This window comes from Mesorhizobium sp. W050 (genome assembly GCF_054719535.1).
Genome location: NZ_JBTTIH010000001.1, coordinates 3,621,406 through 3,634,702, shown reverse-complemented (window position 1 = coordinate 3,634,702; position 13,297 = coordinate 3,621,406). Strand labels below are relative to the sequence as shown.

The 13,297-nt window shown below is 63.6% G+C and carries 17 protein-coding genes; 10 read left to right on the top strand and 7 right to left on the bottom strand.

Annotated features, from left to right (window positions below; all coding sequences use genetic code 11):
- Window positions 1-6 precede the first annotated feature (6 nt).
- Entirely contained in the window at window positions 7-2,166 is a 2,160-nt protein-coding gene (locus tag ACYG9Y_RS17815) for a transglycosylase domain-containing protein (protein WP_023684539.1), read from the bottom strand.
- 127 nt (window positions 2,167-2,293) lie between these two features.
- Here ACYG9Y_RS17815 and ACYG9Y_RS17810 point away from each other — a divergent pair, with 127 nt between their 5' ends.
- Entirely contained in the window at window positions 2,294-2,599 is a 306-nt protein-coding gene (locus tag ACYG9Y_RS17810) for a glycine cleavage T C-terminal barrel domain-containing protein (protein ID WP_023727644.1), read from the top strand.
- Complete coding sequence (locus tag ACYG9Y_RS17805; protein ID WP_023738547.1) at window positions 2,581-4,134, top strand: trimethylamine methyltransferase family protein; 1,554 nt, start codon at window positions 2,581-2,583, stop codon at window positions 4,132-4,134. The genes ACYG9Y_RS17810 and ACYG9Y_RS17805 overlap by 19 nt, the downstream gene beginning before the upstream one ends.
- Window positions 4,135-4,146: 12 nt before the next feature.
- Here ACYG9Y_RS17805 and ACYG9Y_RS17800 read toward each other — a convergent pair whose 3' ends face one another.
- The 3 genes from ACYG9Y_RS17800 to ACYG9Y_RS17790 form a co-directional block, all read right to left on the bottom strand.
- Window positions 4,147-4,311: a hypothetical protein gene (locus tag ACYG9Y_RS17800; RefSeq protein WP_023705441.1), complete on the bottom strand. Its 165-nt coding sequence runs from the start codon at window positions 4,309-4,311 to the stop codon at window positions 4,147-4,149.
- 136 nt (window positions 4,312-4,447) lie between these two features.
- Entirely contained in the window at window positions 4,448-6,076 is a 1,629-nt protein-coding gene (gene groL / locus ACYG9Y_RS17795) for a chaperonin GroEL (RefSeq protein WP_023684537.1), read from the bottom strand.
- 64 nt (window positions 6,077-6,140) lie between these two features.
- Window positions 6,141-6,503 (bottom strand): co-chaperone GroES, encoded by a 363-nt coding sequence (locus ACYG9Y_RS17790; protein WP_023698577.1) that lies wholly within the window; start codon window positions 6,501-6,503, stop codon window positions 6,141-6,143.
- A 247-nt stretch (window positions 6,504-6,750) separates the two neighbouring features.
- Between ACYG9Y_RS17790 and ACYG9Y_RS17785 the strand changes: the two genes are divergently transcribed.
- Window positions 6,751-7,014: a hypothetical protein gene (locus tag ACYG9Y_RS17785; protein WP_023670169.1), complete on the top strand. Its 264-nt coding sequence runs from the start codon at window positions 6,751-6,753 to the stop codon at window positions 7,012-7,014.
- Window positions 7,011-7,277 (top strand): DUF1488 family protein, encoded by a 267-nt coding sequence (locus tag ACYG9Y_RS17780; RefSeq protein ID WP_023670170.1) that lies wholly within the window; start codon window positions 7,011-7,013, stop codon window positions 7,275-7,277. The genes ACYG9Y_RS17785 and ACYG9Y_RS17780 overlap by 4 nt, the downstream gene beginning before the upstream one ends.
- 43 nt (window positions 7,278-7,320) lie before the next feature.
- Here ACYG9Y_RS17780 and ACYG9Y_RS17775 read toward each other — a convergent pair whose 3' ends face one another.
- Together ACYG9Y_RS17775 and ACYG9Y_RS17770 are read right to left on the bottom strand one after the other, a co-directional pair.
- Window positions 7,321-7,512, bottom strand: a complete 192-nt coding sequence (locus ACYG9Y_RS17775) for a hypothetical protein (RefSeq protein WP_023684535.1) — start codon at window positions 7,510-7,512, stop codon at window positions 7,321-7,323.
- Window positions 7,513-7,519: 7 nt separating this feature from the next.
- The gene (locus tag ACYG9Y_RS17770; RefSeq protein WP_023684534.1) at window positions 7,520-7,729 is read right to left on the bottom strand and encodes a hypothetical protein; all 210 of its coding nucleotides are present in this window, start codon (window positions 7,727-7,729) and stop codon (window positions 7,520-7,522) included.
- 217 nt (window positions 7,730-7,946) lie between these two features.
- Between ACYG9Y_RS17770 and ACYG9Y_RS17765 the strand changes: the two genes are divergently transcribed.
- Entirely contained in the window at window positions 7,947-8,354 is a 408-nt protein-coding gene (locus ACYG9Y_RS17765) for a DUF3168 domain-containing protein (RefSeq protein WP_023670173.1), read from the top strand.
- Between the two features lie 6 nt (window positions 8,355-8,360).
- Here the strand turns inward: ACYG9Y_RS17765 and ACYG9Y_RS17760 are convergent, their stop codons facing one another.
- Window positions 8,361-8,747, bottom strand: a complete 387-nt coding sequence (locus tag ACYG9Y_RS17760) for an ester cyclase (RefSeq protein WP_023684533.1) — start codon at window positions 8,745-8,747, stop codon at window positions 8,361-8,363.
- A gap of 280 nt (window positions 8,748-9,027) precedes the next feature.
- Between ACYG9Y_RS17760 and ACYG9Y_RS17755 the strand changes: the two genes are divergently transcribed.
- The 5 genes from ACYG9Y_RS17755 to ccmI all read left to right on the top strand — a co-directional run bounded on the left by ACYG9Y_RS17755 (window position 9,028) and on the right by ccmI (window position 13,296).
- Window positions 9,028-9,288 carry a hypothetical protein gene (locus ACYG9Y_RS17755; RefSeq protein WP_023670174.1) on the top strand — a complete coding sequence of 87 codons (261 nt, stop codon included), beginning with the start codon at window positions 9,028-9,030 and terminating at the stop codon, window positions 9,286-9,288.
- Window positions 9,289-9,370: 82 nt separating this feature from the next.
- Complete coding sequence (locus tag ACYG9Y_RS17750; RefSeq protein ID WP_023670175.1) at window positions 9,371-10,036, top strand: response regulator transcription factor; 666 nt, start codon at window positions 9,371-9,373, stop codon at window positions 10,034-10,036.
- Complete coding sequence (locus ACYG9Y_RS17745; RefSeq protein WP_023738548.1) at window positions 10,020-11,438, top strand: ATP-binding protein; 1,419 nt, start codon at window positions 10,020-10,022, stop codon at window positions 11,436-11,438. The genes ACYG9Y_RS17750 and ACYG9Y_RS17745 overlap by 17 nt, the downstream gene beginning before the upstream one ends.
- Window positions 11,439-11,612: 174 nt before the next feature.
- Window positions 11,613-12,056, top strand: a complete 444-nt coding sequence (locus ACYG9Y_RS17740) for a hypothetical protein (protein ID WP_023687241.1) — start codon at window positions 11,613-11,615, stop codon at window positions 12,054-12,056.
- Window positions 12,057-12,141: 85 nt separating this feature from the next.
- A complete protein-coding gene (gene ccmI / locus ACYG9Y_RS17735; protein WP_023738549.1) occupies window positions 12,142-13,296 on the top strand; it encodes a c-type cytochrome biogenesis protein CcmI in 1,155 nt (384 codons plus the stop codon).
- The last annotated feature ends 1 nt before the right edge of the window (window position 13,297 follow it).

Sequence of the window (13,297 nt, the reverse complement as noted above, 5' to 3'; positions counted from 1 at the left end):
GTGGAATCAAAGCGCCGACAGGGTCTCCGGTGTCTGCGGCGAGCCGAGCACGGGCGCGGCCTGGAACACCTTGGTCATCTCGCGCAGCGTCTGTGTCGTGCGGCTGGACAACACCGCCGGGCGCTCGGCCGCGGCATCGGCGGCTGCCTGATCGGCGTTTTTCTTCTCCGCTTCCTCGGCTTTGGCCGCGATCTCTTCGTCGACGAAGGGCTTGTCGAGGCCGGGGATCGGCTTCAGGTCGATATTCTGGTGCGCGTAGACCATCAGCCGCTGCCACACCATCGCCGGCAGCGTGCCTCCGGTCATGTTGCGGGTCGGGGTGAAGTCGTCATTGCCGAGCCAGACGGCAGCGGTGTAATTGCCGGTGAAGCCGACGAACCAGGCGTCGCGGTAGGATTGCGTCGTCCCCGTCTTGCCGGCGACGACGATGTTGGGCAGCTGCGCGCGCCGCGCCGTGCCGATCGCCGGCACCGCAGCCAGCATGGTGTTCATGTATTTCAAAGCCTGTTCCGACAAAACCCGATGCGGCGCCGGCGCATCCTTGGCAAAGTCGTAGACGACGTCGCCGGTGCGGGTGACGAGTTGCGTGATGCCGTGCCGCGAGCCGGCGAAGCCGTTCTGCGCGAACACACTGTAGCCCGTCGCCTGGTCCATGACCGTCATGCCCGATGTGCCGAGCACCATGGTCTTGTGCGACTCCAGCGGCGATTCCACGCCGAATGATTCGGCCATCGCCTTGATCGGGCCGATGCCGAGATAGTCCTTGGCCAGCCGTACCGGCACGGTGTTGATCGATTTGGCGATCGCCGTGATCAGCGTCACATTGCCGGCCGAGCCGCCATTGTAGTTGTGCGGTGACCAGCCGCCCCAGCTGATCGGCCCGCCTGAGACGACGGAGTCCGGGGTGAACCCGTGCTCCATGGCGGTGGCGTAGACGTAAGGTTTGAACGAGGAGCCGGTCTGGCGCAGCGCCTTGGTGGCGCGGTTGAACTGGCTTGCGCCATAGTCGCGGCCGCCGACAATGGCGCGTACCGCGCCATTGGTCTCGATCACTACAACGGCGCCCTCGGTGACGTTGTATTCCTTGCCGAACTGGCGGAGATGGAATTCGACGGATTCCTCCGCCGCTTTCTGGATGTTGGCGTCGAAAGTGGTGTGGGCGACCAGCGAATGCTGGCCGGGCTTGGCGATTTTCTTGACCTCATCGAAGGCCCAGTCGAGGTAATAATCCGGGCTCTTCTGCTCGCCGCGGTCGACGATCTCGGCTGGATGCAGCCTTGCCTGCAGCACCTGGCCTTCGGTCATGAAACCGGAATCGACGAGGTTCGACAGCACCACATTGGCGCGAGCACGGGCGGCGGGCAGGTTGATGTGCGGGGCGTATTTGGTCGGCGCCTTGAACAGGCCGGCCAGCATCGCCGCCTCGGCGAGGTTCAGATCCTTGACGCTCTTGCCGAAATAGAAATCCGCCGCCGCCTCGATGCCGAACGTGCCGCCGCCCATATAGGCGCGGTCGAGATAAAGCTGCAGGATCTCCTTCTTCGACAGATTGGCCTCCAGCCACAGCGACAGGAAGGCTTCCTTGATCTTGCGCTGGAAGGTCCGCTCATTCGACAGGAACAGGTTCTTGGCCAGCTGCTGGGTGATGCTGGAGCCGCCCTGGACGACGGAATTGGCCCGCACATTCTCGAAGATGGCGCGCGACAGGCCGAGCACGTCGATGCCGTAGTGCTCGAAGAAGCGCCGGTCCTCGGTCGCCAGCACTGCTTTGATGACATGGTCCGGCATCTCGTCGACAGGCACGGAATCGCGCTGGATGATGCCGCGCTGGCCAATCTCGTTGCCGTAGCGGTCGAGGAAGGTGACGGCGAAATCGCCCTGACTGCGCCAGTCGCCGGTGGTGATCTGGAAGGCCGGCATCGCGAGTGCGAGCAGCACGACGACGCCGCCGGCGCCCATCGTAAAACCTTCGCTCAGCACCTCGATGATGCCGCGTCGCCAGCCGGTGACTCGGAAGCGCCGCGAAAAAATGGTCGCCGATTCCCAGAACTGGCCGGCCTTGAAGCCGATTTCGTAGAGCGAGGAATCGATCCACGCGTCCACCGCCAGCAGTGCGGCGGCGATCGGACCTCTTCGTCTTGGACGTCGTTCTAAAGGACTGGCCATTCCCGAAACTCACCCCACCCACCTGAGAACCGCAAGCGGGCAATTTCAGGGCGGGCATACCCGGCGAAGACTATTCTTCCATTTCAGCCCGGCTCACAAGGGCAGCCAGGCCACACCGCACGGTTTGTTGAGCGCCGCCCGGATCGTGACGCTGGAGGTCGACGCCGTCGATGCCGACGCCAGTGGCTTCGAGCCAGTCTGGCACAAGGGCCGGCGCGTCGGCTTCGTCGCCTCAGCCGGCTATGGCTACACAATAGGCAAAAGCGTCGCGCTGACGTTGCTTGGCGACGAATTCGCCGGGGAGGGGACCGCGCTTTGGGTGCACATTGTCGGCGTCGAGCGGCCGGCGCGAATTATTCCGGCCTCGCCATACGACCCCGAGGGCAGGCGATGCGGCAATGAGGAGTTTTGGCCATGGTCGATGACATTATAAGGGAGACCAGGCGCGAGCGCCGGCGCGGGCACACCGGTGAGGCCGGCAGCGGGTCAAGCCGCCACCCGAACTATCGCTCGCTCAAGAACCCGTTCCTGCCGCAGCCGGTGTTTTCGGACGACCGGGTCGCGGCCATCCACGACACGGCGTTGCGCGTGCTGGAAGAGCTCGGCATCAAGGTGCTGCTGCCGGAGGCGCGCACCATCTTCGCCCGCTCCGGCGCGATGGTCGACGAGGACAGCCAGATGGTGCGCATCGGCCGCGATATCGTCACCGCCGCACTGGCCTCGGCGCCAAAATCCATCCGGGCGCTGGCCGGCGATCGCAGCCGCGACCTCACGCTCGAACTCGGCTCGATGACGTTCCTCGCCGGAGCCGGGGCGCCCAACGTCACCGATCTCGAACGCGGACGGCGTCCGGGCACGCTCGCCGCTTTCGAAGAACTGACCAAGCTTGTTCAGAATTTCGACGTGCTGCATATGCTCGGCCCCTGGATCGAGCCGCAGGATGTCGACAACCATTTGCGCCACTATGCCGTCAACCGTGCGCAGCTGACCCTGTCGGACAAGTTCCCCTTCGTCTTCGCCCGCGGCACGCCGCAGGTCGAGGATGGGTTCGAGATGATCAGGCTGGCGCGCGGGCTCTCGCAGGACGAGTTCCTGGCCGGCGTCCATTGCTACACCGTGATCAACACCAATTCGCCGCGCCAGCTCGATATCCCGATGGCGCAAGGCATCATCGACTTCGCCAGGGCCGGCCAGGTCTCTGTCATCACGCCCTTCTGCCTGGCCGGCGCCATGGCGCCGATCACCGTCGCCGGCGCATTGACGCTGCAGCATGCCGAGGCGCTGGCTGGTCTCGCGCTGGCGCAGATGGTGCGGCCCGGCGCACCGGTGGTCTACGGATCCTTCTCCTCCAATGTCGACATGAAGTCCGGCGCACTGGCCTTCGGCACGCCCGAGCACGTCAAGGCGACGCTGGGCGCCGGCCAGCTGGCGCGCTTCACCGGCCTGCCTTGGCGGTCCGGCGGCGGCAGTGCGGCCAACATTTCCGATGTGCAGGCGGCGCACGAGACGCAGTTCGCGCTGTGGGGCTCGGTGCTTGCCGGCGCCACCGTCTGCATCCATGCCGCGGGCTGGCTGGAGGGTGGCCTCAGCGTCTCCTACGAGAAGCTGATCACCGATATCGAGGCATTGCAGACGGTTGCCGAACTCTGTGCTACGACCCCCGGCGACAAGGATTCGATCGGCTTCGAGGCGATCGCCGAAGTCCAGCCGGGCGGGCATTTCTTCTCCGCCGGCCACACCATGACGCGCTACCGCACCGCCTTCTACGAGCCGCTGGTCGCCGACTGGTCGAATTTCGGCAGCTGGACGCAGTCCGGTTCGAAGTCGGCCACCGAGCGCGCCACCGGCATCTGGAAGCGGACGCTGGCCGACTTCCAGCCGCCGGCGTCGGCCGTTGCCACATCCGATGTGCTCGACGAGTTCATTGCCCGCCGCACCGAAGAGGGCGGAGCGTTGCCGATGTCGTGAGGTTGGCAGCCGTCACATCGGCCGCTTGTCGCCGGTCTTCGACGGCTCGCGGCGAATTGGCCCGGCATCGGCCTGCCTGTGCTTGTCGGCGGCAATCCGGCGGATGCGATCGAAGCGGCTCTCCTCCGCCGGCTTGGTCGCGGATACAGCGTTTGGCTTCGGGGCAAATGTGATCATCTGTCGATCTCCCTGTCGTTGCTGACTGGTCTTGACTGACTGACGGAAATTCCTGGCTCGCCGGGGAAATGTCCCCGGCAGCCTGTTCTGATTTATGCCCGCCCAGATTCCCAGGCGGGCAATTTTCGGGCGATGGTCAGTAGCCGCCCATGCCGCCACCGCCGCCCGCAGGCGCCGCATCCTTGGCCGGAACGTCGGTGATCATCGCTTCGGCGGTGATCAGAAGCGCTGCAATCGAGCCGGCATCCTGCAGTGCGGTGCGCACCACTTTCGCCGGATCGACGATGCCCGCCTTGATCATGTCGACATAGACCTCGTTCTGGGCATCAAAGCCCTGATTGTGGTCCTTGCTGTCGGACAGCCTGCCGACGACGATCGAGCCTTCGACACCGGAATTCTCGGCGATCTGGCGGATCGGCGCTTCGAGTGCCCTGAGCACGATCGAAATGCCTGCCGTCACATCGTCATTGGCGCCAGTCAGCCCGGCCAGCGCCGATCTGGCGCGTAGAAGCGCCACGCCACCGCCGGGCACGATGCCTTCTTCCACCGCCGCGCGCGTCGCATTCAGCGCGTCGTCGATGCGGTCCTTCTTTTCCTTCACTTCAGACTCGGTGACGCCGCCGACGCGGATCACGGCGACGCCGCCGGCGAGCTTGGCCAGCCGTTCCTGCAGCTTCTCCTTATCGTAATCGGACGTGGTCTCCTCGATCTGGCCCTTGATCTGCGCGATGCGCGCCTGGATGGTCGCCTTGGTGCCGGCGCCGTCGATGATCGTGGTGGTGTCCTTCTCGATCAGTACGCGCTTGGCGCGGCCAAGCATCTCGATGGTGACGTTTTCGAGCTTGATGCCGAGATCCTCGGAAATCATCTGGCCCGATGTCAGCACGGCGATGTCTTCCAGCATCGCCTTGCGGCGATCGCCGAAGCCCGGCGCCTTGACGGCCGCGACCTTGAGGCCGCCGCGCAGCTTGTTGACGACCAGCGTCGCCAGTGCTTCGCCTTCGACGTCTTCCGAGATGATCAGCAACGGCCTGCCGCTCTGCACCACTGCTTCGAGGATCGGCAGCATCGCCTGCAGATTGCCGAGCTTCTTCTCGTGGATGAGCACGTAAGGCTCTTCCAGTTCGACGCGCATCTTGTCGGCATTGGTGACGAAATAGGGTGAGAGATAGCCGCGGTCGAACTGCATGCCTTCGACGACGTCGAGTTCGGTGTCGGCGGTCTTGGCCTCCTCGACGGTGATGACGCCGTCATTGCCGACCTTGTCCATCGCCTTGGCGATCATGGCGCCGACGCTGGCATCGCCATTGGCGGCGATGGTGCCGACCTGCGCGATCTCGGCCGACGACTTGACCTTCTTGGCCTTCGCCTTGATGTCCTTGACCACGGCGGCGACAGCCTGGTCGATGCCACGCTTGAGGTCCATCGGGTTCATGCCCGCGGCAACCAGCTTGGCGCCTTCGCGCAGGATCGATGCGGCCAGCACCGTGGCGGTGGTGGTGCCGTCACCGGCGAGGTCGTTGGTCTTCGAAGCCACTTCGCGCACCATCTGCGCGCCCATGTTCTCGAACTTGTCAGCAAGCTCGATTTCCTTGGCCACCGTCACACCGTCCTTGGTGATGCGCGGCGCGCCATAGGCCTTGTCGATGATGACGTTGCGGCCCTTGGGGCCGAGCGTGACCTTCACCGCATTGGTGAGGATCTCGACGCCGCGCAGCATGCGGTCGCGCGCGTCGGTGGCGAATTTGATTTCCTTGGCAGACATTTTTTTCAATCCCGTTGGTGTGGTGAAGCAAGCGGCTCGCCGGAGCCTGGCAAAGCCAGGCCGGTCAGGCAGCCTTCTTGGCTTTGACGCTCTTCTCGGTGACGACCGTCCCGCTCTTGCCGATAGCGGCCGTCTCGCTCTTGTCGATGACGCCCATAATGTCGGCTTCCTTCATGATCAGCAGGTCCTCGCCGTCGATCTTGACCTCGGTGCCCGACCATTTGCCGAACAGGATGAAGTCGCCGGCCTTGACGTCGAGCGGAACAAGCGCGCCGTTTTCGTCGCGTGCGCCCGGCCCAACGGCGATGACTTCGCCTTCCTGCGGCTTTTCCTTGGCATTGTCGGGAATGATGATGCCGCCCTTGGATTTGACATCGCCTTCGGCGCGCCGGATGACGACGCGGTCGTGGAGTGGCCGAAACTTCATGAGAACTTCTTTCTGGGGCCGGCATAGGCGACCGCGCCGTTCTTATAGGCGTGTTGGCACTCGATAGATAGGAGTGCCAAAAATTATTCGTGGCCAAAATTAAATATTAAAAAGTATTATGATGTCTGCAGGGTTCGAAACGTCGCGAGGCGCCTAGATATTTCAAAAAATTGAATTTCGAGGCAAAAGTGACTATTTATATCGTAAGTTCGATTTCACAATTTCAGGCACGAAGGAGATTTAGGCGATGGCCGAAGGCAATCAGAGCATCATGGAAAAAGCTGAAGCCCGCTTCATGGACAAGCAGAAGAAGACGGCCGAGCGCAACAAGGCAACCTCCGACTACATGTCCGAAGCGAGGGCCAGGGAGATCAAGACAGCAAGGCTCAGGGAATTGCGCCTGGCCAAGGAAGAGGCCGACCGCGTCGCGGAAGCCTTGAACCCGACACCGAAGAAGAAGCGGGCGACAGTCAAGAAAGCCGCCGCCGCGCCGAAGGGGGGCACGTCATGAGCCTGACATTCCCCAATCCAAGTCGCTTCTATGACGAGGCCGGCAAGCGCATCCGCTTTGTCGGCCACGACGGCATGTTCCAGATTTCCTTCTCTGTCGCAGCCGATGCCCTCTCGAAGGCGCCATCAGGGACGGCGACCGCGGAAGCCACCTATCTGGCGGCTTTCGACACCGCGTCCAGCTCCATCCATGACATTGCCAGCAAGGCCTACGCCCGCACCCGCAAGAGCATATATGTGCTCACAGCCGCGGATTTCGGTTAGCGCGCGTTCGTCTTGCAATCAGAGCGGCTGAGATCAGCGTGCGTCAGGACTTGCGGTCGGCTTTTGCCCGCCGCTTGACGTCCCGGCTGTTCAGGCGGTCGGCCATCGCTTCCGCATCGCGCAAATTCATGGCCACCATTACCTGTTGCTTAAGCTCGACAGGCTGGCCGGTGAAGATGTCGAAGATAGTCCAGCTCTCGGGCTCGTCCATGCGCAACGCGTAGCGGTTTGTCATATCGGCATCAGGCCTTTGACATGAAAAATGCCGCCGCCAGGATCAGGATTGTCCAGGCCACCACCGACAGCTTCAAGGCCAGGCCGCCATGCATTGAAAGTATCTCGCGCATGCGCAGGGCCACGGTGCTCTTCGACAGGGCGGGTGCTGCCGCAATCGCGACCGGGGGCTTGACGCAGAGCTTTCCAAAAGCCGGCAGCAGCGGTGGCGTTCGCATGAAATGACCTCGAATTGCCGGAGAAAACAGGGCTCCTCATAACACCCTTCTTGAAACTCCCCGCATGCCAAATAGAACCCGGTCCGTGAAAGGGCCATGCCGCCCGATTCGCCGCCTTCCATCAGGCGGATCGTCATCTGGCGAAATCCGTGCAACGCGGTTAGGTTGCGCGCGAAACTGAGGTTGTTCAAAGCGTGACAGGCGAACGGAGACGACGATGACGGCGCCCGGCGATTTGCTGCAAGCCTTGTTCATGAGATTGAAGAGCGATGCCTCGCTGACGGCGCTGCTCGGCGGCGCCGGGTTGCGCGAGCAGGCGGCCGACAGTGCCGCCTTCCCTTATGTGACCTATGGCAGGACCAGCGCATTCGATCTGGACACCGGCGCCGACAATGATGACGACCAGCTCATCACGCTGCATGTCTGGTCGAAGGCGCAAGGCGAGGCCGAGACGCGTCTGATTATGGACAGCATCCGGGCGCGCCTTGACGGCGCCGCTTTCGCCACCGGCTCGCGCGACCAGACCCGCCTGTCGCTGGAGTTCGCCGAGGCCCGCTACGACGAGGACCTGGCGCTCTACCACGGGGTGCTGCGGATACGCGCTCTCACCGAACAAAGTGATTGAAGCAACCTAGATCTGCGCCTGGATCTCGGCCTTGTCGATGACTGACCACACCTCGCGGATGCGACCCTCTCCGAATTCGTAGAAAACATTCTCAGCGAACGACACGCGCTTGCCGTTCACCGGCAGGCCGAACAGCACGCCCTTGGGATGACAGTCGAAATGCAGGCGCGCCGCCACGCGCGGCGGCTGGCAGACCAGCAGTTCGATGTTGAAGCGGAGGTCGGGAATCGCCTCGAAATCGCCTTCGAGCATACGGCGATAACCCGACAGGCCGAGCATTTCGCCATTGTGCTGCACCTCGTCGCCGACAAAGTCTCCAAGTTTCGCCCAGTCCTGGGCATTCAGGCAAGCGATATAGCCCCGGTAAAGGTCGGCAAGGTCTTTATCCGTCATGGCGCACTCCGATGATTTGGCGTTTCCCGCGCTATTTAGGGCGTCCCTTCAGAATGGTCTCGCCTTGACCTGTTCCCAATCTGGCTGCGAATTGAGAACCTGCGCGCAAACACCATAGCCGCGCAGCCGGTTTTCCGGTTATGAATCCATTGCCCGGTCTGAGGGACTGGGCGGTAGGATCGCATTCATTCGTTGCGCGCGCAGGGGGTATTGCGGGGATGGATTTTCACCCGTTCACCGTTCATTTCACGTTCAGCACAGTTGCGTTACAACGCCGACCATGAAAACGCTTCGCTCTCATGTCAGAACCGCGATACTGGCGCTCACAGCGGCCGGCCTGTTGGCGTCGCAAGCGACGCCGGCAGCCGCGGCGGATTGCTACGCGATCGGCCAGCAGGTTGCCGAGCAGAATGGCGGCACGCTGGCCAAGGCTTCGCAGACGACGCGTGGCGGCCAGGAGGTCTGCGTCATCGTCGTGCTTGTGCCGGGCAAGGACGGCCAGCGTCCGCGCCGCTCCGAGATCGTCGTCCCGGCGAACTGATCCAATCTTCCCCCTTGCAGGGCTCGTTTCCCAGACCACCGGAATCGGCCTATATCTGACACATCAACAGGCCTGACCGATCATGCGCGTACTCGTCGTCGAAGATGACAAGGATCTCAACCGGCAGCTGGCCGACGCGCTGGTCGATGCCGGCTATGTGGTCGACCGCTCCTATGACGGCGAGGAGGGGCATTTCCTCGGCGACACCGAGCCCTACGATGCCGTCGTGCTCGACATAGGCCTGCCGCAGATGGACGGCATCAGCGTCGTCGAGCGCTGGCGCCGCAACGGCCGCAAGATGCCGGTGCTGATCCTGACAGCGCGCGACCGCTGGAGCGACAAGGTGTCGGGCATCGATGCCGGCGCCGACGACTATGTCACCAAGCCGTTCCACATCGAGGAGGTGCTGGCCAGGGTGAGGGCGCTGATCCGCCGCGCCGCCGGCCATGCCTCGTCCGAGCTCACTTGCGGGCCGCTGCGCCTCGACACCAAGGCCTCCAAGGCCGATGTCAACGGCGTGCCGCTGAAGCTGACCTCGCATGAGTTCCGCCTGCTGGCGTATCTGATGCACCATATGGGCGAGGTGGTGTCGCGCACCGAGCTGGTCGAGCATCTCTACGACCAGGATTTCGACCGCGATTCCAACACCATCGAGGTCTTTGTCGGCCGGCTGCGCAAGAAGATGGGCATCGACATGATCGAAACCGTGCGCGGCATGGGCTATCGCATGCGTGAGCCGGAGGCGTAAGGCGGAACCGCTCCCCATACCAGCAAGGAAGCCTTTTTCGGCGCGGCTCTGGCCTCGCTCGCTGGCCTTCCGCGTCATCGGCTTTTCCACGATCTGGGCGATCCTCACCCTGATCGTCATCTTCACTCTGATCACCACGCTCTACCGCCAGGCCAGCGAGCGCGGCTTCGACAGCCTGCTGTCGGCGCATCTGTTCAATTTGATCGGCTCCGTCGGCGTTTCCGAAACCGGCCAGCTCACCGGCGCTCCCGACCTTGGCGACCTGCGCTTCTCGGAGCCGAATTCGGGCTGGTACTGGTCGGTGGAGCCGGCTTCCGAAGGCGTGCACGGCAACCTTCATTCGTCCTCGATGACCACGACGATCCCGTCGCCGACCGTTGCCGAGGTGCCTTTCAATTCCAGTTTCCAGCGCAGCTATTCCACCGACGGCATCGGTGACGAGGAACTGCAAGTGTTCGAAAGCGAATTCGTCCTCGATGCCAAGAACCGCGCCGCGCGCTTCCGCGTGATGGGCAACAAGACCGAGCTCGAGCACGAGATCGCCACCTTCCAGGGCCGCCTGTTGACCTATCTCAGCCTGTTCGGCGTCGGCATGATCGCCATCAATGCGATCGCTATCCTGCTCGGCCTCCAGCCCTTGCGCCGGGTTCGCAACGCGCTTGCCCAGGTGCGCGAAGGCACGGCGCAGCGGCTCGATGGCCGGTTTCCCGCCGAGATCGAGCCGCTCGCCAACGAAACCAATGCGCTGATCGAAAACAACAAGCGCATCGTCGAGCGCTCGCGTACGCAGGTCGGCAACCTTGCCCATTCGCTGAAGACGCCGCTCGCCGTGCTGATCAATGAGGGCCGGGCTCTAGGCGGCGCCAAGGGCCAGCTCATCGCCGACCAGGCGGCGTCGATGCAGAAACAGGTCGACCACTACCTGCAGCGGGCACGGGTCGCGGCGCAGCGCGACAGCGTCGTCTACCGCACGCCGGTGACGCCGCTGGTGCAGCGCATGGTGCGCGTGCTGCAAAAACTCAAGCCTGATGTCAGCCTGTCGCTTACGCTGCTGGCGGCCGACATCGTCTTTGCTGGCGAGCGCGAGGATTTGGAGGAACTGCTCGGCAACCTTCTCGACAATGCGATGAAATGGGCGAAGAGCACTGTTGCCGTATCCGTCACGCCGGCCGCAGCCGGCCTGTTCGAGCTATCGATCGAGGATGACGGTCCCGGCATCCCCGAGGACAAGGCCCGCGATGTCTTGAAACGCGGCCGGCGCCTCGACGAGACAAAGCCGGGAACCGGGCTCGGACTTGCCATCGTTGCCGACCTCGTCAACGAGTATGGCGGGGCGCTGGCGCTGGAACGCTCCGCGATGGGCGGGCTGAAGGCGGTTGTGCGCTTGCGGAGCTTGCAATGATATACTGCCCAGGGCCAATCGACACGGCCGAATGCCTGTGTTATGGCGGCCCCTCGATTGCGCAAAAGCCGTTAAGAACGGCCAAATTTCCGACAAATATCAATAGTATGACGTCCTGACGCCCCCGATGACGCGGCCCCCAGCGCATCCCGTTCAAGAAAACCGGTTGTTGGCATGAAGATTCGCGTTGCGCTCGTTTCCGCACTGCTCGCTCTTTCCGGCTGCGGAACGCTGGGCAAGGGCAGTGGCCCGGATATCTCCATCACCAACCCGCCCGCGTCGCCTCCTTCAGGGGCCAAAGTCGCGACGACGATCATCTCGGCCATGGCCGGCGGGCTCGTCGGCGGATCGATCGGCAGCGGCCTGAACAGCACCGAGAAGCGCAAGGCGCTCGAGGCGGAATACAAGGCGCTCGAATATACGGCGAGCGGCCAGAAGGTGACGTGGAAGAGCGACAGTTCGGCTCATTCCGGCGAAGTCGTCGCGGCCCAGCCCTACCGCGTCGGCTCGCAGGATTGCCGCCAGTACACCCATACGGTGTTTACCGGCACGGCCGGCCAGACCGCGCGGGGCACCGCATGCCGCAACGCCGACGGCAGCTGGACGCCGCTGACCTGAACATTGGGCCGGGGCCGGAATCCCGTCAAAGCGTCGCAGCACCCTCATGTTGTGAGAGCAGGGCTCTCGCTCTATTGGAAGAACCATGCTGTTCTGGGTCATAGCCGCACTCCTCACGCTGGGCGCAAGCCTGGCGGTGCTGCTGCCGCTGACCAGCGGCGGCAAGGGCGCTCCGACCAGCAGCGACCATGATCTCGAAGTCTATCGCGACCAATTGGCCGAGCTTGAGCGTGACGCCGCGCGCGGCCTGATTCAGCCGGCCGAAGCCGAGGAGGCGCGCACTGAGATCGCCCGCCGCATCCTTCGCCTGGGAGATGTTGGTCAAGCCAATGTCGGTCAAGCCGATGCACCTGGCGCGCGGCAGCCGTCGAGGGCGGCCAGGTTGATGGCAACATCAGCGGTGCTGGTGGTCCCGCTGCTCAGCTGGGGCCTGTACAGCCAGCTCGGCTCGCCGGATCTGCCGTCGCAGCCGCTCGCCGAACGGCTGGCCAAGAATCCGGCCGATAGTTCGGTCGACGAGTTGGTGGCGCGCGCCGAGGCCCATCTTGCCGCCAACCCTGGCGATGGACGCGGCTGGGACGTGCTCGCCCCGATCTATCTGCGCCTGCAGCGCTTTCCCGATGCCGTGACCGCCTATCGCAATGCCATCCGCCTCGATGGCGACACGGCCGCCCGCGAGGCCGGCCTCGGCGAAGCGATTGCCAATGCGGCCGGCGGCATCGTTTCGGCCGATGCGCAATCCGCTTTCGAACAGGCGCTAAAACTCGACCCGGCAAACGCGAAAGCCTCGTTCTATTTGGCGATGGCGCTGGCCCAGGAAGGCCGCATACCCGAGGCAACCGCGGCGTGGCAGAAAATGCTCGATTCCCTGCCGCAGGATTCACCATGGCGCGGAGCTGTCCAACAGGCACTGGCCGAGGTCGCCAACCGCAGCGTCGCGTCAGGAGAGCCCGCCAAAGGCCCCGACGCCGCAGCCGTCGATGCCGCCTCGTCGATGGCGCCGCAGGACAGGCAGGCCATGATCGAAACCATGGTCGCCGGCCTCGACGAAAAATTGCGGCAAAAACCGCGCGACACGGAAGGATGGATGCGGCTCATTCGTTCCTATGTTGTGCTGGGCAAGGCCGACCAGGCGCGCGACGCGCTGCATCGCGGTATCGCCGTGTTTGGCGCCGACAGTGAGGAAGCGAAGAAATTCACCGCCTTTGCCGCCTCGCTCGGCCTGACGGCGACGGAGTAGG

Bases quoted from the DNA above. Each gene is read 5' to 3' on its own strand.
- ccmI (WP_023738549.1), top strand. From the start codon at position 12,142: ATGCTGTTCTGGGTCATAGCCGCACTCCTCACGCTGGGCGCAAGCCTG.
- ACYG9Y_RS17805 (WP_023738547.1), top strand. From the start codon at position 2,581: ATGGTCGATGACATTATAAGGGAGACCAGGCGCGAGCGCCGGCGCGGG.
- ACYG9Y_RS17755 (WP_023670174.1), top strand. From the start codon at position 9,028: ATGAAAACGCTTCGCTCTCATGTCAGAACCGCGATACTGGCGCTCACA.
- ACYG9Y_RS17765 (WP_023670173.1), top strand. From the start codon at position 7,947: ATGACGGCGCCCGGCGATTTGCTGCAAGCCTTGTTCATGAGATTGAAG.
- ACYG9Y_RS17800 (WP_023705441.1), bottom strand. From the start codon at position 4,311: ATGATCACATTTGCCCCGAAGCCAAACGCTGTATCCGCGACCAAGCCG.
- groL (WP_023684537.1), bottom strand. From the start codon at position 6,076: ATGTCTGCCAAGGAAATCAAATTCGCCACCGACGCGCGCGACCGCATG.
- ACYG9Y_RS17750 (WP_023670175.1), top strand. From the start codon at position 9,371: ATGCGCGTACTCGTCGTCGAAGATGACAAGGATCTCAACCGGCAGCTG.
- ACYG9Y_RS17815 (WP_023684539.1), bottom strand. From the start codon at position 2,166: ATGGCCAGTCCTTTAGAACGACGTCCAAGACGAAGAGGTCCGATCGCC.
- ACYG9Y_RS17785 (WP_023670169.1), top strand. From the start codon at position 6,751: ATGGCCGAAGGCAATCAGAGCATCATGGAAAAAGCTGAAGCCCGCTTC.
- ACYG9Y_RS17780 (WP_023670170.1), top strand. From the start codon at position 7,011: ATGAGCCTGACATTCCCCAATCCAAGTCGCTTCTATGACGAGGCCGGC.
- ACYG9Y_RS17775 (WP_023684535.1), bottom strand. From the start codon at position 7,512: ATGACAAACCGCTACGCGTTGCGCATGGACGAGCCCGAGAGCTGGACT.
- ACYG9Y_RS17760 (WP_023684533.1), bottom strand. From the start codon at position 8,747: ATGACGGATAAAGACCTTGCCGACCTTTACCGGGGCTATATCGCTTGC.
- ACYG9Y_RS17740 (WP_023687241.1), top strand. From the start codon at position 11,613: ATGAAGATTCGCGTTGCGCTCGTTTCCGCACTGCTCGCTCTTTCCGGC.
- ACYG9Y_RS17770 (WP_023684534.1), bottom strand. From the start codon at position 7,729: ATGCGAACGCCACCGCTGCTGCCGGCTTTTGGAAAGCTCTGCGTCAAG.
- ACYG9Y_RS17790 (WP_023698577.1), bottom strand. From the start codon at position 6,503: ATGAAGTTTCGGCCACTCCACGACCGCGTCGTCATCCGGCGCGCCGAA.